The organism is Ottowia sp. SB7-C50 (genome assembly GCF_033110285.1).
GTDB lineage: Bacteria > Pseudomonadota > Gammaproteobacteria > Burkholderiales > Burkholderiaceae_C > Ottowia.
Genome location: NZ_CP136995.1, coordinates 3,504,046 through 3,524,247, shown reverse-complemented (window position 1 = coordinate 3,524,247; position 20,202 = coordinate 3,504,046). Strand labels below are relative to the sequence as shown.

Here is a 20,202-nt window from a genome sequence, read left to right as displayed (position 1 = left end):
TTTTTCATGGCCGAGCCGCACCGCGGTGGCCGGATGCGCCGCCCGGGCGCAACCCGAATGGCGCGGCCTGCGCGGCGCTTCAATAATGCGGCATGAGCATTGCCGCATCGACTCCGCCCCTTCCACGTATACGCCACTACCAGAACTGGCTGCGCGACACGCGCGGACTGTCGTTTGACAGTTATCGCGACCTTTGGCGCTGGTCCACCACCGATCTCGAAGCTTTCTGGCAGAGCATCTGGGATTACTTCGATCTGCGCTCGCCCACACCGCACACGGCGGTGCTGGAGCGCAACGTGATGCCGGGCGCGCACTGGTTTCCCGGCGCGCAGGCCAACTACGCGCACCAGGTGTTCTGGCATGTGGATGCGGCGCACGCGGCCGGGCTGCCGGCCATCATCAGCGAGAACGAAAAAGGCCAGGTGCGCGAGCTGAGCTGGCCCGAGCTCAAGCGCCAGGTGGCCGCGCTGGCGCTGCACCTGCGCGCGCAGGGCGTGCAGCCGGACGACCGCGTGGCCGCGTACATGCCGAACGTGCCGGAGACGATGGTGGCGTTTCTGGCCACCGCCAGCATCGGCGCCATCTGGAGCGTGTGCGCGCCCGACATGGGCACGAATGCGGTGCTGGATCGCTTCAAGCAGATCGAGCCCAAGGTGCTGATCGCCTGCGACGGCGTGAGCTGGGCCGGCCGTGACATGGATCGCACGGACGTGGTGCAGGAACTGCGCGCCGCGCTGCCCAGCGTGCGGCACCTGATCGTCTACCGCAACCTGAATACTACGAAAACCATAGCCGACAGCGCAGACTACGCCAGCGCCACAGCCCGAAACGATGCGGAAACCGCCGCGTTCGAGCCGCTCTGGCTGCCGTTCGACCACCCGCTGTGGGTGGTGTATTCCAGCGGCACCACGGGCCTGCCCAAGCCCATCGTGCACGCGCACGGCGGCATGATTCTGGTAATGCTGATGCTGGCCGCGCTGCACAACGACGTCGGCTGCAGCTACGCGCCCGAGACCTTTGGCGAGCGCTTTCACTGGTACAGCTCCACCGGCTGGGTGATGTGGAACGCGCAGATCGCCGGCCTGCTGTCGGGCACCACCTGCGTCATCTTCGACGGCAGCCCCGGCGGCAGCAAGGACGCGCCCGACTGGACGGTGCTGTGGCGCTTTGCCGCGCGGCACCGGGTGACGTTCTTCGGCGCCGGCGCGGCGTTCTATGCCAACTGCATGAAGGCGGGTGTGGACCTGACCACGTGCGGCGACCTGTCGCGCGTGCGCGTGCTGGGCACCACCGGCTCGCCACTGGCGGCGGACGTGCAGCAGTGGGGGACAGCGCAGTTTCGGCGCATCGCGCGGGCGCACAAGTCGGGCTCCGCCCAGCCCGCCGTCATGCCCGCGCAGGCGGGCATCCCCTCGGCGTTGGGCAAACCCCGGGATTCCCGCCTGCGCGGGAATGACGAGGAGAAGGCCGCCCGCGTAGAGCCTCCCGGGGACATCCAACCCACCGTCATGCCCGCGCAGGCGGGCATCCAGCCGGCGTCGGACAAGCACGTGGATTCCCGCCCGCGCGGGCACGACGAAGGAGGCGATGCTGCCGTGGAGCAACCCGGCGACATCTGGTGGTGCAACATCTCCGGCGGCACCGACTTCTGCGGCGCCTTCATCGGCGGCAACCGCGAGCTGCCGCAGCAGCCGGGCGTGATGCAGTGCCGCATGCTCGGCGCGGCGGTGGAAGCGTGGAACGACGCCGGCGAGCCCGTCATCGGCCAGGTGGGCGAGCTGGTCTGCACGCAGCCGATTCCGTCGATGCCGCTGCACTTCTGGAACGACCCGGGCGACGCGCGGCTGCTGGCCAGCTACTTCGAGATGTACCCGCCCGGCCACGGCCGCAAGCCGGGCGGCGGTGATCTGGACAAGAGCGCCGGCAGCGTCTGGCGCCACGGCGACTGGCTGCGCGTGGGCGACGAAAACGGTGAAGGCGAGTGGTGCGTCATCTTCGGCCGGTCCGACGCCACCATCAACCGCCACGGCCTGCGCATGGGCACCAGCGAGATCTACAGCGCGGTCGAAGGCATCCCCGAAGTGCTCGACTCGATGGTGGTCGACCTTGAATACCTGGGGCGCGACAGCTACATGCCGCTGTTTGTGGTGCTGCGCCCCGGCGTGGCGCTGGACGACGCGCTGAAGCGGCGCATCAGCGACGCCATCCGCCAGTCCCTGAGCCCGCGCTTCGTGCCCGACGCCATCGTGCAGGTGGCCGAGATTCCGCGCACGCTGTCGGGCAAGAAGCAGGAGTTGCCGATCAAGAAGCTGCTGCTCGGCCAGCCGCTCGACAAGGTCGTCAACCGCGAAGCCATGGCCAACCCCGGCTGCCTGGACTGGTACGTGCAGTTTGCCCGCCAGCACGCCAACGCTATTGATTCATGAGCAACCAAGCCACCAAGGTCGAGCGCCAGGACGATATTGCGCGCCAATTTCCGTTTCTGGCGGGCGACGACGCCGCCTCGCGCCAGGTGCGCGCCATCGACTGGGCGGCCACGCCGCTCGGCCCCATCGCCGGCTGGCCCGCGCCGCTGCGCATCCTGCTGGGCACGCTGCTGAAGTCGCGCAACCCCATGCTGCTGTACTGGGGCCCGCAGCTCATCCACTTCTACAACGCGGCCTTCATTCCCAGCCTGGACGCGCGGCAGTTTCCGGGGTCGATGGGCCAGCCGGGCGAGCAGGCCTGGTCCGACATCTGGCCGGTGATCGGCCCCAAGCTGCGCGCCGTGATGGACGGCCAGGGCGCCACCTGGGACGAGGACCAGCTGATCCCCGGCCTGCGCCACGGCCGCGTGGTGGACGTGTTCTGGACCTACAGCTTCACGCCCGTGTCCGACGAGCAGGGCCGCATCGGCGGCGTGCTGGTGGCGGCCACCGAAACCACCGCGCGCATGGTCGCCGCGCGCCGGCAGACGGCGCTGCACGGCGTCAGCGACGCGCTGGCGCGGCAGGACGCCATGACGGAAGACCTGTTCGCCAGCACGCTGCAGGCGCTGGTGTCCACGCGCATCGACGCGCCCTGCGTGACCTACCTGCGCTGGGCGCGCCCCGAAGACGCGCCGCTTTGCATGGGCCACTTCCCGGCCGGCGACGACCCCTGGCCGCCGGCCGAACAGGCGCGCGCGCTGCAGGGCCGCGCCGACCGCTTCGACATGCTGGCGCGCGGCGAACCGGTGCTGCTGCCGGGGCTGCTGTCGTGGCGCTCGCCCGACTACGACGAGCCGGTGACCGACGTGCTGCTGCTGCCGCTGCGCCACGCGGGCGAGGCCGAGCTGCAGTGCATCGCCTTCGGCCTGAACCCGCGCGTGCCGCTGGGCGACGGCTACCAGCGCTTTCTGCAGTCGCTGACCGACGAGCTGTCGTTCGCCATCCAGCGCGGCGAAACGGCCCAGGCGCGGCAGCGCGACTTCGACGAGCGCGACAACCTGCTGCGCAACGCGCCCATGGCCATTGCCGTGCTGTCCGGGCCGGACCAGACCTTTACCCTGGTCAACCCGCACTACTGCCGCATCACCGGCCGCAGCGAAGAGCGCCTGCTGGGCAACACCTACGTCGGCGCGTTTCCCGAACTGGCGGACACGCCCTGGCCCACCATCGCGAAAAACGTCTACCTGACCGGCGAGCGCTACGTCAGCCCCGAAACCATGATCCCGCTCGACTTTGGCCGCGGCAGGCTGGAAGAGCGCTACTTCCAGTTCAACCTGGAGCCGATGCGCGACGTGAGCCAGCGCATCACCGGCCTGACGGCGCTGGCGCAGGACGTGACCGAGCAGGTGCTGGCGCGCACCACGCTGGAGCGCAACGCCGCCGAGCGCCAGCTGCTGCTGGAGCGCGCGCAGCAGGCCGCGCGCGGCAAGGACGAATTCATGGCCATGCTGGGGCACGAGCTGCGCAACCCGCTGGCGCCCATCGTCAGCGCGCTGCACATCATGCAGCGCACCGGCGGCGCCTTTGAGCGCGAACGCGCCGTCATCGAGCGCCAGGTGCGGCACCTGACGCGGCTGGTCGACGACCTGATGGACGTGGCCCGCATCGCGCGCGGCCGCATCCGGCTGGAGCCCAGCCTGACGCGCCCGGTGGTGCTGGTGCAGCGGGCGGCCGAAATGGTGATGCCGCTGATGGAGCAGCGCGGCCACCAGCTCGAAGTGGTGCCGCCCGAGCGGCCCATCGTGTGGTGGGGCGACGCCGACCGCCTGGTGCAGGTGGTGAGCAACCTGCTGACCAACGCCGCGCGCTACACGCCGCACGGCGGGCGCGTGGTGGCGTCGGTGCGGCGCGACACCGACGCCGCCCGCGGCCGCGACGACGTGGTGATCGAAGTGGCCGACAACGGCATCGGCATCCCGCCCGAACAGCTGGAAGGCATCTTCGACGAGTTCTACCAGGTCACGCGCCAGGCGTCCGACCGCGCCCATGGCGGCCTGGGCCTGGGCCTGGCACTGGTCAAAAGCCTGGTGCAGCTGCACGGCGGGCAGGTGGCGGCCTTCAGTGAGGGCAAGGGCAAGGGCAGCCGCTTCGTGGTGCGCCTGCCGCTGCGCGACCAGCCCGTCACCGCGTTGCCCGCGGCCGAGCCGCGCCAGGCCGCGCGCCAGAGCCTGCGCGTGCTGCTGGTCGACGACAACCGCGACGCCGTCGAGCTGATGGCGCACGCGCTGTCGCTGCAGGGTCACCAGGTGCGCGTGGCCTACACGCCCGAAGAAGCGCTGGACCTGGCCGAGCGCTCGCCGCCGCAGGTGGCCGTGCTCGACGTCGGCCTGCCCGGCATGGACGGCAAGGAACTGGCGCGCCTGCTGCGCGCGCGGCTGGGCGACAGCTGCCTGCTGGTGGCGCTGTCGGGCTACGGGCAGGACAACGACCGCGCCTACGCCAAGGAGGCGGGCTTCGCGCACTACCTCGTCAAGCCGGCCACCGTGGAGCAGCTGCAGGCGGTGCTGATGGGCGCTGTCCAGCCGGCGGGGGAGTGACCCGAGCGTCTTGTCAAACCGTCAGGGCTGTGCGCGGGAATGACGGCATTTGAAGTCGAAATCGGTTCGTCAGCCGCGATTCGGCGACGGCGCCAGCGCGCTCAGGGCCGCAGCAGCCGCCGCAGCGCCGCCAGGTCGATCGGCTTGCGGAAGTAGTGGTCGACGGCGTCAAAGGTTTCGCTGACGCGCTCGTCGTGCGGGTCGCTGCCGCTGACGGCGATCAGCACCATCTCGTCTTCGTATTGCGCGCGCAGGCGGCGCGTCAGCTCGCGGCCGTCCATGCCGGGCATGTTGACGTCCAGCAGCACCACGTGCGGGCGGAAGGTCTCGATCAGCGCCAGCGCCTGTTCGCCGCTGGTGGCGACCTGGGCCTGGTAGCCCTCCAGCTCCAGCGCGGCGGCCATCATGTCGGCCGCGTCCAGGTGGTCGTCGACCACCACCACGCGCACCTCGTCCGCCGGCGGGGCGGCGGCCCCGGGAGAGACGGTGTCTTGGGCCATGGGGACGGTTTCCTTCCATCCCGCCGCAGGGCGGTCGGGCGTGTGGTGACGGCGGCGCGGCCAGCAACTGCGGGGCTGCGGGGGGATGCCGATTATGCGGTGCGTACCATTGCCTTACTATGCTGCCAGGCAGAGTCGGCCCGTCGGTGTGGCGGCGCGGCGTCAATCGTGGGGGCGCCGCCGGGCGCCGGGCCTGATGCGGACGGCGTGGCGCGGCGAATCGCCGGTGTTTTTCAGGGCAGGGCAAAAAATGCCTCAAGCGCTTGATGGGCAAGCGAAGCGCGCTATTAAAATCATAGTTTTCCAGGCTCGCCAGCCCGCGCCGGCCGCGCGCTGCGTTAATCCCGTGTAAAGCCGGTCGGCACGCGCGTGCCGGGGGGCGTTGAAGGGACTGTGCGAGGCCCATGGCGGGCCTTGAAGGGACTTGCCACCATGAAACCTCTCTCCGCTATCGCTCGTTCCACCGCGCTGCTGGCGCTGGGCATGGCGGCCGCTGCGGCGGCCCACGCCCAGGCCATGGTCAATGCGCGGGTGGTGTCGTCCACCCCCGTGATGGAGCAGGTGCCCGTGTCGGACTGCGGCGGCTACGGCCGCGGCGTGCGGCCGTCGGGCCCCGGCACGGCCGTGGGCGCGCTGGTGGGCGGCCTGATCGGCAGCCAGATGGGCGGCGGCGCAGGCCACATCGCGGGCGCCATCCTGGGCACCGTGGGCGGCGCCATGCTGGGCAACGCGGCCGACGCCAGCAACGGCTATTACGGCAGCGGCTGCGCCACGCGCTATGAAAACCGTGTGGTCGGCTACGACGTGGCCTACGATGTGGGCGGCCGCCAGTACCGCACGCGCATGGCGCAGCCGCCCGGCCAGTGGCTGCAGGTGCCGGCGCCCGATGGCGGCTACGCGCCGCAGGGCGCCTACGGCGGCGCGCAGAGCTACCCGGTCAACCCGCCGCCGCTGGCCGGCTACCCGCTGCCGGCCTACCCGGCCAGCGGCGAAGCGTCGGGCGTGGTGACGGCGCCGGTGTATGGCGCGTATCCGGCGCAGGGCTATCCGCAGCCCTACCCGCAGGCGTATCCGCAGGCCTATCCGTACCCGCAGCCTTACCCGCAGCCGGTGTACCAGGCCGGTTACCCGGCGGCGGTGTACCCGGCCGCGCCGGTCTATGTGCGGCCGGCGCCGGTGTACGCGTCGCCGGTCGGCGTCAACCTGTCCATCGGCGGCGTCGTTGGCGGCCGGGGGCGCGGCGGCTGGGGCGTGGGCATCGGCACCGGGTTCTGAGGCGCGACGCGCACTTTGCGTCGCTTCGGTTTCGATAGCTGTCCACGCTGAAAGGGCGCCCGCGGGCGCCCTTTTTCATGCATGGATGGACTGCTGCCGCTGGGCCGGAACAGCATCGGGCGTCTTGAGCGATCTCCCGCGCTGGGGGGAAGGAGCCAGCTTCCGCCAAGTCCAGCGCCTTATTGCATTTTCAATTCAACAAGACAATCACTGTCATCCCCGCGCAGGCGTGGATCCAGGCCACCACGTGACGCTGCCGTCTGGATTCCCGCCTGCGCGGGAATGACGAAATGATTGGCGCGTTGACGTGGACCTGGAATTACCCCAGCGCGGCCAGCTGGCGCCGCAGCTGCGCCACTTCTTCCATCAGGTCGGCGGCCAGCGCGGCCAGTTGCGGGTCGGCGTCGTAGGTGTGTTCCAGCTGCGCGATGCGGCGCGCGCGCACCAGCGTGCTGCTGGCAAAGCGCCATTCGGTGACGCTGCCGCCCTGCAGCGGCTGCAGCACGCCGGCTTCGACGCGGGTGTGCACCCAGTCGGGCGGCACGGCGCAGGCGCTGGCCAGTTGCTGCAGGCTGAGCGCGGCGTCGTCCAGCAGCTCGACCAGTTCGGCGGGGACGGTGACGTGCACGGGGCTCATGTCGGTGCTCTCCAAAGATCAGTCGGTCCACAATGCGCCGCACGAGTTGATTGGTCGCAGCGCAGACCCCACGTGGGCGCCGTGGCCGGGGTTCCCCCGGTCACTGGCGCCGTCCCCCTCCCGCAGGAGAGGGGGAAGACGCCGAAGGCGGCACAGGGGGGTGTTCATGTCATTCTCGGATCGAAGCCGGGGTAAGCCTTGGCCAGCGCTTCCCAGGCGGCTTTCTGTTCGGGCGTGACGGCGCTGGGCACGGCGATGTCCAGTTCCAGGTACAGGTCGCCCGGTGTGGCGGACGACGGAATGCCGCGCCCTTTCAGCCGCAGCTTGCGCCCGCTGCCGGAGCCCGCGGGCACGGTGACTTCGACCGTCTTGCCGTCGGGCGTGGTGACCTGCACGCCGCCGCCCAGCGCGGCTTCCCAGGGCGTCACGCGCAGCTTCTGCGTGACGTCGCGGCCGTCGATGCGCCAGCGCGCGTCGGGGCGGAACTGCACTTCGAGGAACAGGTCGCCCGCCGCGCCGCCGTTGAAGCCGGGGCTGCCCTGGCCGGCCAGGCGGATCATCTGGCCTTCCTTCACGCCCTGGGGGATCTTGACCTGCAGCGTGCGCTCTTCCGGCACCACGTGGCCGCTGTCGTCCACGCGCGCGCCGCGCAGGGTCAGGCTGCGCTCGGCGCCGCGGTAGGCGTCGATCAGTTCCAGCTCGATGCGGGCGTGCTGGTCTTCGCCGCGCATCTGCGCCTGCGCGCGGGCGCCGCCGGTGCGGGCGCGGCCCCGTGCGCCACCAGCGGCACCGGCGCGGCCGAACATCTGCTCGAAGAATTCGCTGTAGTCGCCCGAGTCGCCGCCGAAGTGCTGGCGGAAGGCTTCGGCCCCATCGCCGCCGCCGTCGCGGAACTCGTAGCCCGTGTTCCAGCCGGGCGGCGGGCGCACGTCGTCGCCCGAGCGCGCGCCGGCGGCCCAGGCCTGCGCGCCCACGGTGTCGTAGGCGGCGCGCTTTTCGGGGTCGCTGAGCACGGTGTTGGCCTCGTTCACCTCGGCCATGCGCTCGGCGGCGTCCTTTTCCTTGCTGACGTCGGGGTGGTACTTGCGCGCCAGCTTGCGGTAGGCCTTCTTGATGTCGTCCTGCGTGGCGCCCTTGTCGACGCCGAGGATCTGGTAGTAGTCCTTGAACTGCATGCTTTTCTTGTCGTGTGGGTGGGCGGCCGTGAAAAACAACGCGCGGCCAATGCCGCTTCAGATGCGGTTCATTGTCCCATTTGCAACGGCGGCGCGAAGCGTTTTTGGATGATTCAATTTTGATAGCTATCCACGCTTCACAGGCCAGCGCCAGCAGCCAAAAAAGCCGTGAAAACCCCTTCAGCGCCGGATGTGCACCGAAACGCGCGGAACGCCGTGGAGCGGGCTTGGCCCGGCCACTGGCGTTGTCCCCCTCCCGCAGGAGAGGGGGAAGGCGCGTCAGCGCCTCAGGGGGGTGCCGTTTGTTCACCATCACGATGCCTGCCGCCACCAGCGCCAGCGACAGCAGCAGCGTGGGCGTCACCGCCTCGCCCAGCCACAGCGCGCCGGCGATCAGCGCGAAGATGGGCGTCAGGAACGAAAACGCCGAGATGCGCGTGGCCGGGTAGTGCGCCAGCAGCCACATCCACACCAGGTAGCTGACAAAGGCGCCGATCACCGTCTGCACCGCCATCGACGTGGCGGCAAACGCGCTCCAGCGCCACACCCAGGTTTCGCCCAGCGTCAGCGACAGCAGCGGCAGCGTCACGGCGCTCACGGCCACCTGGTAGAACAGCATTTTTTCGGGCGACGCGCGCACCAGGCCCGTGGCGCGGATGGTCACGGTGGTCAGGCCCCACAGCACGCCGGCCGCCAGGCCCAGCAGGTCGCCGCGCCAGGTCAGCCCGGCGCCGCTGGCCGAAAACCCTTCGCGCAGCGCGAACGCGACCGCCGCAAAAGCGCAGGCCAGCCCCACCCACTGGATGCGGTGCAGCCGCTCGGCCGGCACCAGCAGCGGCAGCACCAGCGCCACCCAGAACGGCGAGGTGTAGAGAAACACCGTCAGCCGCGACGCCGTGGTGTGCTGCAACCCCAGGTACATGGCGGCGAATTCGGCCGCAAACAGCACCCCCCGCCATCAGCCCCGGCCACAGCGTGCCGTCGCGCGCCAGCAGCGGCACCCCGCGCGCCGCGCACCAGCCCCACAGCAGCAGCGTCGCGCCGATGAAGCGCAGCGCCACCTGGAACACCGGCGGCAATTCCGGCAGCGTGGCCTTCACCAGCACCTGCTGCACGCCCCAGAACAGGCAGCACGCCAGCAGAATCGCCGCCGCGCGCGCGTCCAGATGGTCCTTGCGCGCGTTGGTCACGGGCGCCACGTTCCACGAAGGCGCGTTGCTCCCTCAAGGGCGGCGCAAGCCGCACGAGCGGCCGCGGAGCAGGCCATGCGCGCGAACGCCGTGGCCGGACCTGCGCCGGCCACTGGCGTTGTCCCCCCTCTGGGGGGAAGCCGCGTCAGCGGCACAGGGGGGAGCCTTTTCACAACGGGTGTTCGCTGTAAAACCGCCCGCCGTGAAACAGCAGCGGCGCCGCGCCCGGCTGGTGGCTGCAATGCACCACCTGGCCGACGAAGATGGTGTGGTCGCCTTCGTCGTAGGCGCTCTTGGTAAGGCATTCGAAGTGCGCCAGCGCGCCTTCGATCAGCGGTGCGCCCGTCACGCCCGGCGCCCAGGCCACGCCGTGCCAGCGGTCGACCATGACGGCGGCAAAGCGCAGCGCCAGCTCCTGCTGGTCGGCGCTGAGCACATTGACCGCGTAGTGCGTGCCGCCGCGAAACACCGGCATCGACGCCGAGCGCGCCGACAGGCTCCACAGCACCAGCGGCGGCGCCATCGACACCGAATTGAACGAATTGACCGTGAGGCCTACCGGCGTGCCATCGGGCGCGCGCGCCGTGACCACCGTCACGCCCGTGGCGAACATGCCCAGCGCGGCGCGGAATGCCGGCGCCGAAATCGGGGAGGCGGGGGCGTCGAGGCGGATCATGGGGCGGTGGCTGGCTGATGGCGAGGGCGGCTGGGAGTCTGCGCGGCAGAAGATGCGTCGGCTGCAACGCGCGAGAAAACGGTTCATCGCGGTGCTGCCTCCGGCGCCCATAGCTCGGCCATGGGCTGGTCGGCACCACCACGCTGTCCTCGTTTTTCGCACGTTTCGCTTCGACGCCTTCTGCCGCGCAGACTCCTGGCCATGATAGCCAGCCGGCTCTGGTCGCGTTGTCGCCGGGGTACCGTGCGGCGGTGCTGGCCGTGCCGCAAGGCAGCGGATGTGCACGGCAAGGGGCGGAATACCCTTCTAATGGTTGGGTACGGAGCGTGCCTCAGGCGGGTAACATCCCCCCCATGCCGTTTACCCCCACCTACACCATGCTTGGCCACGGGCCGGTGGTGCTGATGCTGCATGGCTCGGGCGGCAACTTCCGCAGCTTTGCGCCGCAGGTGGAGACGCTGGCCAGCCTGGGCTTTCGCGCCGTGGCGTGGAACATGCCGGGCTACGGCGCCAGCCCGCCCATCGAGCCGTACGAATTCAAGGGCCTGGCCGCCAGCGTGGTGGCGCTGCTGGATTCGCTGGCGCCGGTCACCGGCGGCACGGCGGTGGCGGTGGTCGGCCACGGCATGGGCGGCATGGTGGCGCAGGAACTGGCGCTGCGCCGCCCCGATCTGGTGCGCCAGCTGGTGCTGGTGGCCACCGCGGCCAAGGTGCAGCCGGACGACGGCTACAGCCGCTACGTGGCGCAGGCGCTGGCCTGGCTGGACGAAGGGCGCGCGATGCCCGACATCGCCGAAATGCTGCTGCCGCGCCTGATCGGCACCGACGCGCTGCCGGCCGGCGTGCACCTGGCCACGCTGTGCCAGGCCGAGGTGAACGCCGCCACCTGGCGCCGCGCGCTGCAGGCGATGGCGCACTTCGACCGCCGGCCCGCGCTGGGCCACATCCATGTGCCCACGCTGCTGGTGGCGGGCGAGCAGGACCCCGTCGCGCCGCCCGCGTCGATGCAGTGCATGGCGTCGGCCATCAGCGGCGCGCAGTGCGTCAGCGTGCCCAGCAGCGGCCACCTGCCGCACCTGGAGCGGCCGGAAGAGTTCGACACGCTGCTGCTCGACTTCCTGCGCCACGCCAGGGCGTGGCTGCACTGAGCCGGGTTTCTATACTTTTGATAGCTGTTCGCGCTGATCCAGCCAGCGCCAGCGGCCTAAAACATGCAAAGCGCGGCGCGGCGGCCTGTGCCAGCCGCAGGCCGCACGCGCGGTCGATCAGCGCACCAGCAGCACCGGCACCTGGCAGTTGGCCAGCACCTTGGTGGCGACCGAGCCCATCACCAGGCTGCCCAGCGCGCCGTGGCCGCGCGAGCCCATGATGACCATGTCGTACTTGCCCGACTCGGCGAGCTTGCCGATGGTTTCGCCGGCGGGGCCGACCTTGGAAATGGTCTTGGTCTTCAGCTTGTGGCGCGTCAGGAACTTGACCACCGGGTCCAGCACCTTGGCGGCTTCTTCGGCGTAATAGTTGTCGACCACCTCGCTGCCGACGGCCGCGCGCGCGCGCGGCGGCAGCGCGTGCTGCACCGTGAGCGCGGTGAATTCGTGCTCGCCGGCGAACATGTCGAGGTTGGTGGTCAGATACGCCAGCATCTTCTTGGTGTACGGGCTGCCATCGACGGCGAGCAGGATCTTCATGGTGCGAGTCCTTGAGAGCGGTTGCGAAAATCAGGACAGTGTAAATCGTCGAGACACCGCTGCGCGCATCACACGCTGACCACGAAATCAGGCCGAAACGCCGCCTGCTCGCCCTTGCGGGCGTAGCCCAGCGGGTTGGCCACCACGCGGCAGCGGCCGCTGGTGTAGTCGATGGGGCAGTGCAGGTGGCCGTGCAGCCACAGGTCGGCGTGCGGCAGCAGGTCGTCCAGCGCGTTGCAGAAGCCCGCGGTGCCGGGCGCCAGCCCATAGCGCGGGTCGGCGCTGTGCAGGCTGGGCGCGAAATGCGTGACCACCACCGTGCGGCCGTCGAAAGGCTGGGCCAGCGCGGTGCGCAGCCAAGCCTGGCAACTCAGCGCCTGCTCGCGCACCTCGGCGGCCAGAAAGGGCTGGCCGCCGCGCGTGGCCCCGGCGATGCGCAGGTAGTGGTTGGCGGCGCGAAACGCCTTTTCGCGCGCCTGCCACTGCTCGCTGAGCGTGGCCGTCGGCCCGCAGGGCGCCAGCGCGTCGAAGTCGGCCCACAAGGTGGTGCCCACGAAGCGCACGCCGCCGATCACGCGCGTTTCACGCTCCAGCCAGAGCAGGCCCAGGCGCTCGCAGCTCTCGCGCAGGCGCTGGTGCGCGTCGTCCACGTCCAGGCCGTCGTATTCGTGGTTGCCGGGCACGTAGACCACCGGCACCGGCCAGCCGGCAAAGCGCGCCAGGCCGAAGTCGACGTCGCCCAGCACCGGCAGCACCGAGCCGCGCTGGTACGAGCCGATGTCGCCCGCCAGCACCAGCAGGTCCGCGTCGGGCGCCGGCACGGGCTGGAAATCCGCGTGCTGCTCCAGGTGCAGGTCGGACAGAAGCTGGATCTTCATGCAGGTGGGCAAAGGGGTGAGCGATAAGTGAGCGCGTGCCAACTCGCTTTTGCGGCAGGAGTGGGCGATGCGCGGCGGCTCGCCAGTGTCGCATTCCTGCCATGCCCGCAGCCGCGTCTGGCGTGGGGGTTCTAGGGTTTTCCCTAGTCCCGGCCTACAATGGCGGGGTTCGCCCACAAGGCAGCACGCGAAGTCGCCGTTCAACCACCAAGGCGGCTGCGCCACATCCACATGTTCAATACCCTGATCTCCCGCCTGTTCCCCGTCCGTTCAGCCCTGGCCCGCAGCGTGCCCGGCCAGTTGATGGACCGCGCCGAAGCCAGCGCCGGCACCGACCCGCGTCGCGCCGCCGAACTGCGCCGCGCCGCCATCGCCTACCTGGGCGTGGTGCGCTGACGCGTCACCCGGCGCCGCCGTGGCGCTGCATCCATAGCGCGAGGCAAGCCGGCGCGGGCGACCGGGCAGCCGTGCGTGCCCGTCGCTGTGCGTGGTTGCCGTGTGCGCGATGGGATATTTGCTGCTGATTTGATAGCTGACAGCGCTTGCTGCGCCAGCGCGCGCGGCCGTTTTTGAAACAAATCCGTGCGCGTGGCGCCGCCACAAAAAAGGCCCGTCGGTGACGGGCCTTTTCTTTGTGGGGGCGGCAATCAGGCGGCGGCCAGACGCGCTTCCATGTCTTTCCGCGTGTCGGTCAGCGCCTTCGGCAGACCCTGCGCCAGCTGGGTGAACAGCTCGTCGTGCAGGGCAAACTCGGCCTTCCAGTCGGCCGGGTCGATGCTGGTGACGCTGGCGAATTGCTCGGGGCTGAAGGCCAGGCCGGTCCAGTTGATCTCGCCGTACGCCGGCGCGACGCCGAACATGGTGGCCTGGCCCGCCACGCGGTTTTCGGCGCGGTCGATGATCCACTTGAGCACGCGCATGTTCTCGCCGTAGCCCGGCCAGACAAACTTGCCGTCGGCACCCTTGCGGAACCAGTTGACGCAGTAGACGGCGGGCAGTTGCGCGCCGGCCGCCTTTAGCTGTTCGCCCATCTTCAGCCAGTGGCCAAAGTAGTCGGCCATGTTGTAGCCGCAGAAGGGCAGCATGGCGAAGGGGTCGCGCCGCACCACGCCTTGCGCGCCAAAGGCGGCGGCGGTGGTTTCGCTGCCCATGGTGGCGGCCATGTAGACGCCTTCGGTCCAGCTACGGGCCTCGGTGACCAGCGGCACGGTGGTGCTGCGGCGGCCGCCGAAGATGAAGGCGTCGATCGGCACGCCGGCCGGATCGTCCCAGGCCGGGTCGAGCGCGGGGTTGTTGGTGGCGGCCACGGTGAAGCGCGCGTTGGGGTGGGCGGCCTTCTGGCCGGCCTTGGCGGACTCGGGCGTCCAGTCCTTGCCCTGCCAGTCGATCAGGTGCGCAGGCAATTGGTTGCCCCGGTCCTTTTCCATGCCTTCCCACCACACGTCGCCGTCGTCGGTGAGGGCCACGTTGGTGAAGATGACGTTTTCATTCAGGCTCAGCATGCAGTTGGGGTTGGTCTGCATGTTGGTGCCGGGCGCCACGCCAAAGTAGCCCGCCTCGGGGTTGATGGCGTAGAGCTTGCCGTCGCGCGGCTTGATCCAGGCGATGTCGTCGCCGATGGTGGTGACCTTCCAGCCCTCGAAGCCCGCCGGCGGCACCAGCATCGAGAAGTTGGTCTTGCCGCAGGCGCTGGGGAAGGCGGCGGCCACGTGGTATTTTTTGCCCTCGGGGTTGGTCACGCCCAGGATCAGCATGTGCTCGGCCAGCCAGCCCTGGTCGCGCCCCATGTTGGAGGCGATGCGCAGCGCGAAGCACTTCTTGCCCAGCAGCGCGTTGCCGCCGTAGCCCGAGCCGTACGACCAGATTTCGCGCGTTTCGGGGTAGTGGACGATGTACTTGACGGTGGGGTTGCAGGGCCAGGCGGTCTTGTCCTTTTCGCCGGCAGCCAGCGGCGCGCCCACGGTGTGCACGCAGGGCACGAAGTCGCCGTTTTCGCCCAGCACGTCGAGCGCGCCCTTGCCCATGCGCGTCATCAGCTTCATGTTGACGGCCACGTACGCGCTGTCGGACAGCTCGACGCCAATGTGGGCGATGGGGCTGCCCAGCGGGCCCATGCTGAACGGGATGACGTACATGGTGCGCCCGCGCATGCAGCCGTCGAACAGCGGCTGCAGCTTGTCGCGCATTTCGGCCGGCGGCATCCAGTTGTTGGTGGGGCCGGCGTCTTCCTGCTTTTCAGAGCAGATGAAGGTGCGGTCTTCGACGCGCGCCACGTCCGACGGGTCGGAGCAGGCCAGGAACGAGCCGGGGCGCTTGGCCGGGTTGAGCTTGCGGAAGGTGCCGGCGTCCACCAGCTGCTGGCACAGGCGGTCGTATTCTGCCTGGCTGCCGTCGCACCAGACCACGCGGTCGGGCTTGCACAGGGCCACCATGTCGCCCACCCAGGCGATCAGTTTGGCGTTCTTGACGTAGTCGGGGACGTTCAGATCCTTGATCATCCCGGGGGTCAGGGGGGGCGTTCATCGACAAAGCTCCTAAGTTGAAAATCGCTCTTTCCGAAAGTGTCGGACCTTGGGAAAGCGGATTCGAACCGTGGCTTGCAGCCGTCGCCAGTGCAAAAAACCGCCTCGCGGGCGGTCGTCGGCGGGTCAGGGATTTTAAGGAATGCGGCCGACGTCGGGCTGACGCGGCCCGGCGGGCCTGCGGGGGCAACCGGCGCGCTTCAGGTCACTATCATCTAAATAGCAAACTATCAAGGCGGGAAGCGCGCACAGGCCTAAAAACCTGCCCAACGGGCGAATCAGGCCATCTTCACGGCGATGAAGGCCAGCAGAAAGATCATGATGGCACCGGCCAGCGGAATCACCACCGGGATGTGCTTGGTCACGGCATCCACGGGGTCTTCGGAATGGGCGGGGGCGTTGTGATGGGGCGCGGACATGGGTGGAAATCTCGGGTTGCTGCCAAAACAGGCATTCTATAAGCGGGGGGCGCGCACCTGCATGGGGCGCAACCCTGTAGCGGCCCGGCCCGCCGCACCGGGGGCGAGGCGGGCCGGCGCGGCGTCAGGGCAGGTCGTTCGGCGGCGGCGGCGTGGGGTCGGCGGGCGGCGTCGGCTTCTGGCGGGACGCCAGCCGGTCGACCCAGCGCGAGGCCAGGCGGCCCGCCGCTTCACGGCCGCCCAGCCCGAAGGCCAGCGCCACCGCCACCGCGATGGCGCCCAGCGTCAGCCCGAAGGCCAGGTTGACGATGTCGTCGGCGATGCCCATGGCACGCAGGCCCATGGCCAGCACGATGCCCAGGATGGCGAAGCGCGCCACCTTGGCCAGCGCCGAGCCGTTGCCTTCACCGTTGCCGCTGGCACGCGAAATGGCCTCGTACGCCACGTTGGCCAGCATGAAGCCGATGATCAAAATCGCCGAGCCCAGCAGTACGTCGCCGGCAAACTCCACAAACGTCATGATCATGTCGCTGAAGCGGTGAAAGCCCAGCTGGTTGGCCGCCTCGACCACCGCAAACAGCATGGCAAACACCAGCGCGATGCGGCCCGCCAGCATGGACGGCGGGGTGCGCGCAAACGCGTGCTGCATGCCCAGCTTGGCCGGCAGCGTGTCGAAGCCCACGTTGGCCAGCAGGCTGGACAGCAGCCGCGTGGCAAAGCTGGCCACCAGCCAGGTGATCAGCAGGATCAGCCCGGCCGCGATGATGCGCGGCACGGCGTCCAGCAGCATGGCCAGCATCTCGGTGGCGGGGCGCGAGATGGCGTCGATGTGCAGCGCGTCCAGCGCGGCGATCAGCGCCGGCACCAGCACCACGATGAACACCAGCAGCCCGGCCAGGCTGGACAGCTGCACCGTGCCGGCCAGCCCGGCCTTGTTGCCGATCTGGTCCAGCCCGGCCGAACGCAGCAGGTTGGTGGTCAGGTTGCGCAGCACCGTGGCCACCACCCAGCCCACGCCGCCAATCACCAGCGCCGCCACCACGTTGGGCAGGATGTCGACCGCCTTGGCCGTCATGTCGCGCAGCGGGCTGAGCAGCCCTTCCATCTGCAGCGCGCCCAGGATGGCGGGCACAAACAGCAGGATCACCAGCCAGAACAGCGCGTTGGACAGGCTTTCGCTGATGGGCGAGATGTTGGCGTGCTCGGACAGCTTTTCGTCCAGCGAGGTGCGGTCCAGCACCTTCTGCGTCACGCCCCGTATCAGCGTCGCCACCAGCCAGGCCAGCAGCGCCAGCAGCACGGCGCCCAGCAGGCGCGGCGCGTATTCAAACAGCTGCGTGGTCAGCGCGGCGAACGAGCCGGACACCAGCGACAGGTCGAGCGCGTTGAACATCGCCGCCAGCGTGAGCAGCATGACCACCCAGAACAGCGTCAGCGCGATCACGCCCTCCAGGTCGACACGCTGCCCGGTGGTGCCGGCAAAGCGCTGGTTCAGCTTGAGCAGGGCCAGCGCCTTGCGCGTGCCCGCCTTCACCAGCGCGGCCACGAACCAGCCGATGATGAAGATCGCCAGCGCGCCCAGCACTTGCGGGATGTGCACGCCCATCGACGTCTGCAGCGAATCCCACATCGTGTTCCATTGGTTCATAACCCACACCTTCCTTCACAAATTGTCAACTTTGGTCGCATGATCGCCCTTGGGCGCCACAGCGTCAACCGCGCCGGCACAACCCCCTGAACACGGGGGTGTCGTGACATGGCGGCGACACATTCGTCCGGGCGGTGTGGCGCCGTTGCCACCGGCCCGCTGGTTGCGCGGCTTGTCTTCCGCGGCCACGGCGATTGCGTTATGGTGGCATTTGCGCAGGCAGGCACTCAACCTTCAGGAGATGGTCGATGGCGAAACGGACGATTCAGGTGCGTGAGCAGACGGGCATGCTGGCTTCACCGGCGCTGGCCAGCGCGCCGGTGCTGGACCTGATGTGCTCGCACTTCGTGCTGACGCTGGCCGCGCAGCAGGGCAGCAAGTTCAACGTGCGCCGCGACATCAACGGCCTGATGGCGCTGGCCGGCCGCCACCTGATGTGGCCTGAGCCGGTGCTGACGCGCCTGCGCGAATTCCTGGCCCGCCGCTGCAAGGACAACGACTTCTGGCGCGGCCACGAACAGCTGACCCCGACCGAATTCCTGGAACGCCACGGCATCTGGCGTGGCCCGTATGAAGAGGGCACGCTGTTCTTCTATCTGGACGAATACGCCAAGGACTCGCCCAAGGACTTGCTGGCGCTGCTGAACAGCACCGGCCAGTGGCTCAGCCATGTGCTCAAGAAGCAGTCCACGCTGGTCGAGAAGAACATCGATTCGCTATCAAATCTGTTGCAGCTGAACAAGGCAGAGCGTGCGCTACTACTGTATGGCACGCTGGCGCGCTATCAGCGCGACCTGCGCAGCATCCTGGTCGAGTTCAAGGTCAACAACGCGCCCGAAGCCTACGCCGCCATCGCCGGCCTGGCCGGCGTGACCGCCGCCGAAGTGGGCGAGGCGCTGCGCGCCGGCGGCCGGCTGGAGCGCATCGGCCTGGTCGAGAACCTGATTTCCGAGCACAGCATCACCGACCTGGCCGACCTGATGAAGGTCAGCGAAAAGCTGCCGCCCGTGCTGATGCGCGAATACCGCGACCGCGCCGAGCTGATGGCCGTGTTCACGCGCCCCGCCGCCCGCAGCGACCTGAAGAGCAGCGACTTCGAATTTGTCGGCGACGACGTGCAGGTGCTGATCAACCTGCTGCGCAAGGCGCAGGCCACCAAGGCGCAGGGTGTCAACGTGCTGCTGTACGGCCCGCCCGGCACCGGCAAGACCGAACTGGCCAAGGTGGTCGCGCACGAAGCCGGGCTGGACCTGTTCGAGGTCGAATACGCCGACCGCGACGGCAACAGCCTGTCGGGCCGCGACCGCTACCGCTCGATGCAGATTGCGCAAGTCTTTTTGAAAGGCTCGCAAGAGGCCGCGCTGCTGTTCGACGAGGTGGAGGACGTGTTCCCGCCCATCAGCGTCGACGCCGCCGGCCTGATGGCGCGCGCCGAGCAGCAGGCCATGGCCGCCGCCGTGGCCCACAGCGTCAACGGCAAGGCGTGGGTCAACCAGATCCTGGAAAGCAACCCGGTGCCCACCATCTGGGTGACCAACCGCATCGAGCAGATCGACCCGGCCTTCCGCCGCCGCTTTGCCTATCACCTGGAGCTGAAGTCGCCCCCGCCCGGCGCGCGCGAGCAACTCATCCGCAAGACGCTGGACGGCGTGGCCGTGAGCGACGCCTTCGTCGCCAAGCTGACCGAGCGCAAGGGCCTGACGCCGGCGCAGATCCGCACCGCGGTGCGCTTTGCCGACCTGGCCCACGTGGGCGAGGCGGGCGGTGAGGTGTTCGAGTCGCTGATTGAGCGGCAGCTGAAAAACTCCGACGCCGCCCTGGGCCGCAAGCCCGACGAAGGGCAGGCCAAGAAGGGCCGCCGCCAGGTCACCACCTACGACCTGGACATGCTCAACGTCGAAAGCCGTTTTGAAATTCCGCGCATCGTCGAAGCCTTGAAGGCGCGCGGCCACGGCGCGCTGTGCTTCTACGGCGCGCCCGGCACCGGCAAGACGGCGCTGGGCGAATACATCGCCGAGCACCTGGGCCAGCCGCTCATCATCAAGCAGGCCAGCGACCTGGTCAGCAAGTACGTGGGCGAAACCGAGCAGAACATGGCCGCCATGTTTGCCGAAGCCACGCAGGAAAAGGCCGTGCTGCTGCTGGACGAGGCCGACAGCTTTCTGCTCGACCGCCGAGGCGCGCAGCGCAGCTATGAAGTGACCGAGGTCAACGAAATGCTGCAGCAGATGGAGCGCCACCACGGCGTGTTCATCTGCACCACCAACCTGCTCGACCGCATCGACCAGGCGGCGCTGCGGCGCTTCACCTTCAAGATCAAGTTCATGCCGCTGAAAGCCGAGCAGCGCGAACGCATGTTCGTCACAGAGGCACTGAAGGGCAACGCCGACCTGCTGACGCCCGAGGTGCAGCGCCGGCTGGCCAAGCTGGAGCAGCTGTGCCCCGGCGACTTCGCCGCCGTCAAGCGCCAGACCGACATCCTGGCCGCCGAATTCTCGGTCGAGGAGTTCCTGGAACAACTCGAAGCCGAGCACCGCATCAAGCCCGAGGTGCGCGAGCAGCGCAGCATGGGGTTTGTGCACTGAACTG

At 69.1% G+C, this 20,202-nt stretch carries 15 protein-coding genes and 1 pseudogene; 6 read left to right on the top strand and 10 right to left on the bottom strand.

Annotated elements, in window-relative coordinates; all coding sequences use genetic code 11:
* Window positions 1-92: 92 nt before the first annotated feature.
* Both R0D99_RS16825 and R0D99_RS16820 read left to right on the top strand, forming a co-directional pair.
* Window positions 93-2,426, top strand: a complete 2,334-nt coding sequence (locus R0D99_RS16825) for an acetoacetate--CoA ligase (RefSeq protein ID WP_317749313.1) — start codon at window positions 93-95, stop codon at window positions 2,424-2,426.
* A complete protein-coding gene (locus R0D99_RS16820; RefSeq protein WP_317749312.1) occupies window positions 2,423-5,005 on the top strand; it encodes an ATP-binding protein in 2,583 nt (860 codons plus the stop codon). The genes R0D99_RS16825 and R0D99_RS16820 overlap by 4 nt, the downstream gene beginning before the upstream one ends.
* Before the next feature lie 101 nt (window positions 5,006-5,106).
* Here R0D99_RS16820 and R0D99_RS16815 read toward each other — a convergent pair whose 3' ends face one another.
* Window positions 5,107-5,505 (bottom strand): response regulator, encoded by a 399-nt coding sequence (locus R0D99_RS16815; RefSeq protein WP_317749310.1) that lies wholly within the window; start codon window positions 5,503-5,505, stop codon window positions 5,107-5,109.
* A 432-nt stretch (window positions 5,506-5,937) separates the two neighbouring features.
* Here R0D99_RS16815 and R0D99_RS16810 point away from each other — a divergent pair, with 432 nt between their 5' ends.
* Entirely contained in the window at window positions 5,938-6,780 is an 843-nt protein-coding gene (locus R0D99_RS16810) for a glycine zipper 2TM domain-containing protein (RefSeq protein ID WP_317749309.1), read from the top strand.
* A 319-nt stretch (window positions 6,781-7,099) separates the two neighbouring features.
* On the opposite strand, the gene R0D99_RS16805 is transcribed toward R0D99_RS16810, so the two are convergent.
* The 4 genes and pseudogenes from R0D99_RS16805 to R0D99_RS16790 all read right to left on the bottom strand — a co-directional run bounded on the left by R0D99_RS16805 (window position 7,100) and on the right by R0D99_RS16790 (window position 10,458).
* Window positions 7,100-7,417: a chaperone modulator CbpM gene (locus R0D99_RS16805; RefSeq protein ID WP_317749308.1), complete on the bottom strand. Its 318-nt coding sequence runs from the start codon at window positions 7,415-7,417 to the stop codon at window positions 7,100-7,102.
* 164 nt (window positions 7,418-7,581) lie between these two features.
* Window positions 7,582-8,592, bottom strand: a complete 1,011-nt coding sequence (locus R0D99_RS16800; protein ID WP_317749307.1) for a J domain-containing protein — start codon at window positions 8,590-8,592, stop codon at window positions 7,582-7,584.
* A 298-nt stretch (window positions 8,593-8,890) separates the two neighbouring features.
* Window positions 8,891-9,782: pseudogene (locus tag R0D99_RS16795) on the bottom strand (DMT family transporter); the annotation flags it as partial.
* Between the two features lie 169 nt (window positions 9,783-9,951).
* Entirely contained in the window at window positions 9,952-10,458 is a 507-nt protein-coding gene (locus R0D99_RS16790; RefSeq protein WP_317749306.1) for a flavin reductase family protein, read from the bottom strand.
* 353 nt (window positions 10,459-10,811) lie between these two features.
* Between R0D99_RS16790 and R0D99_RS16785 the strand changes: the two genes are divergently transcribed.
* Window positions 10,812-11,606 carry an alpha/beta fold hydrolase gene (locus R0D99_RS16785; RefSeq protein WP_317749305.1) on the top strand — a complete coding sequence of 265 codons (795 nt, stop codon included), beginning with the start codon at window positions 10,812-10,814 and terminating at the stop codon, window positions 11,604-11,606.
* 117 nt (window positions 11,607-11,723) lie between these two features.
* On the opposite strand, the gene R0D99_RS16780 is transcribed toward R0D99_RS16785, so the two are convergent.
* Both R0D99_RS16780 and R0D99_RS16775 read right to left on the bottom strand, forming a co-directional pair.
* The gene (locus tag R0D99_RS16780; RefSeq protein WP_317749304.1) at window positions 11,724-12,146 is read right to left on the bottom strand and encodes a universal stress protein; all 423 of its coding nucleotides are present in this window, start codon (window positions 12,144-12,146) and stop codon (window positions 11,724-11,726) included.
* Window positions 12,147-12,214: 68 nt separating this feature from the next.
* Window positions 12,215-13,024 carry a metallophosphoesterase gene (locus tag R0D99_RS16775; RefSeq protein ID WP_317749303.1) on the bottom strand — a complete coding sequence of 270 codons (810 nt, stop codon included), beginning with the start codon at window positions 13,022-13,024 and terminating at the stop codon, window positions 12,215-12,217.
* Window positions 13,025-13,255: 231 nt separating this feature from the next.
* Between R0D99_RS16775 and R0D99_RS16770 the strand changes: the two genes are divergently transcribed.
* On the top strand, window positions 13,256-13,420 hold the full coding sequence (locus R0D99_RS16770) for a hypothetical protein (RefSeq protein WP_317749302.1): 165 nt from the start codon (window positions 13,256-13,258) through the stop codon (window positions 13,418-13,420).
* A 251-nt stretch (window positions 13,421-13,671) separates the two neighbouring features.
* On the opposite strand, the gene R0D99_RS16765 is transcribed toward R0D99_RS16770, so the two are convergent.
* The 3 genes from R0D99_RS16765 to R0D99_RS16755 form a co-directional block, all read right to left on the bottom strand.
* Window positions 13,672-15,522, bottom strand: a complete 1,851-nt coding sequence (locus R0D99_RS16765) for a phosphoenolpyruvate carboxykinase (GTP) (RefSeq protein WP_317749301.1) — start codon at window positions 15,520-15,522, stop codon at window positions 13,672-13,674.
* Between the two features lie 302 nt (window positions 15,523-15,824).
* The gene (locus tag R0D99_RS16760; RefSeq protein ID WP_317749300.1) at window positions 15,825-15,965 is read right to left on the bottom strand and encodes a hypothetical protein; all 141 of its coding nucleotides are present in this window, start codon (window positions 15,963-15,965) and stop codon (window positions 15,825-15,827) included.
* Window positions 15,966-16,089: 124 nt separating this feature from the next.
* Window positions 16,090-17,613 (bottom strand): mechanosensitive ion channel, encoded by a 1,524-nt coding sequence (locus tag R0D99_RS16755; RefSeq protein WP_317749299.1) that lies wholly within the window; start codon window positions 17,611-17,613, stop codon window positions 16,090-16,092.
* 248 nt (window positions 17,614-17,861) lie between these two features.
* Between R0D99_RS16755 and R0D99_RS16750 the strand changes: the two genes are divergently transcribed.
* A complete protein-coding gene (locus R0D99_RS16750) occupies window positions 17,862-20,198 on the top strand; it encodes an ATP-binding protein (RefSeq protein WP_317749298.1) in 2,337 nt (778 codons plus the stop codon).
* The last annotated feature ends 4 nt before the right edge of the window (window positions 20,199-20,202 follow it).

Excerpts from the sequence above, each read along its gene's own strand:
- R0D99_RS16825 (WP_317749313.1), top strand. The coding sequence starts at position 93 with ATGAGCATTGCCGCATCGACTCCGCCCCTTCCACGTATACGCCACTAC.
- R0D99_RS16820 (WP_317749312.1), top strand. The coding sequence starts at position 2,423 with ATGAGCAACCAAGCCACCAAGGTCGAGCGCCAGGACGATATTGCGCGC.
- R0D99_RS16815 (WP_317749310.1), bottom strand. The coding sequence starts at position 5,505 with ATGGCCCAAGACACCGTCTCTCCCGGGGCCGCCGCCCCGCCGGCGGAC.
- R0D99_RS16810 (WP_317749309.1), top strand. The coding sequence starts at position 5,938 with ATGAAACCTCTCTCCGCTATCGCTCGTTCCACCGCGCTGCTGGCGCTG.
- R0D99_RS16805 (WP_317749308.1), bottom strand. The coding sequence starts at position 7,417 with ATGAGCCCCGTGCACGTCACCGTCCCCGCCGAACTGGTCGAGCTGCTG.
- R0D99_RS16800 (WP_317749307.1), bottom strand. The coding sequence starts at position 8,592 with ATGCAGTTCAAGGACTACTACCAGATCCTCGGCGTCGACAAGGGCGCC.
- R0D99_RS16790 (WP_317749306.1), bottom strand. The coding sequence starts at position 10,458 with ATGATCCGCCTCGACGCCCCCGCCTCCCCGATTTCGGCGCCGGCATTC.
- R0D99_RS16785 (WP_317749305.1), top strand. The coding sequence starts at position 10,812 with ATGCCGTTTACCCCCACCTACACCATGCTTGGCCACGGGCCGGTGGTG.
- R0D99_RS16780 (WP_317749304.1), bottom strand. The coding sequence starts at position 12,146 with ATGAAGATCCTGCTCGCCGTCGATGGCAGCCCGTACACCAAGAAGATG.
- R0D99_RS16775 (WP_317749303.1), bottom strand. The coding sequence starts at position 13,024 with ATGAAGATCCAGCTTCTGTCCGACCTGCACCTGGAGCAGCACGCGGAT.
- R0D99_RS16770 (WP_317749302.1), top strand. The coding sequence starts at position 13,256 with ATGTTCAATACCCTGATCTCCCGCCTGTTCCCCGTCCGTTCAGCCCTG.
- R0D99_RS16765 (WP_317749301.1), bottom strand. The coding sequence starts at position 15,522 with ATGATCAAGGATCTGAACGTCCCCGACTACGTCAAGAACGCCAAACTG.
- R0D99_RS16760 (WP_317749300.1), bottom strand. The coding sequence starts at position 15,965 with ATGTCCGCGCCCCATCACAACGCCCCCGCCCATTCCGAAGACCCCGTG.
- R0D99_RS16755 (WP_317749299.1), bottom strand. The coding sequence starts at position 17,613 with ATGAACCAATGGAACACGATGTGGGATTCGCTGCAGACGTCGATGGGC.
- R0D99_RS16750 (WP_317749298.1), top strand. The coding sequence starts at position 17,862 with ATGGCGAAACGGACGATTCAGGTGCGTGAGCAGACGGGCATGCTGGCT.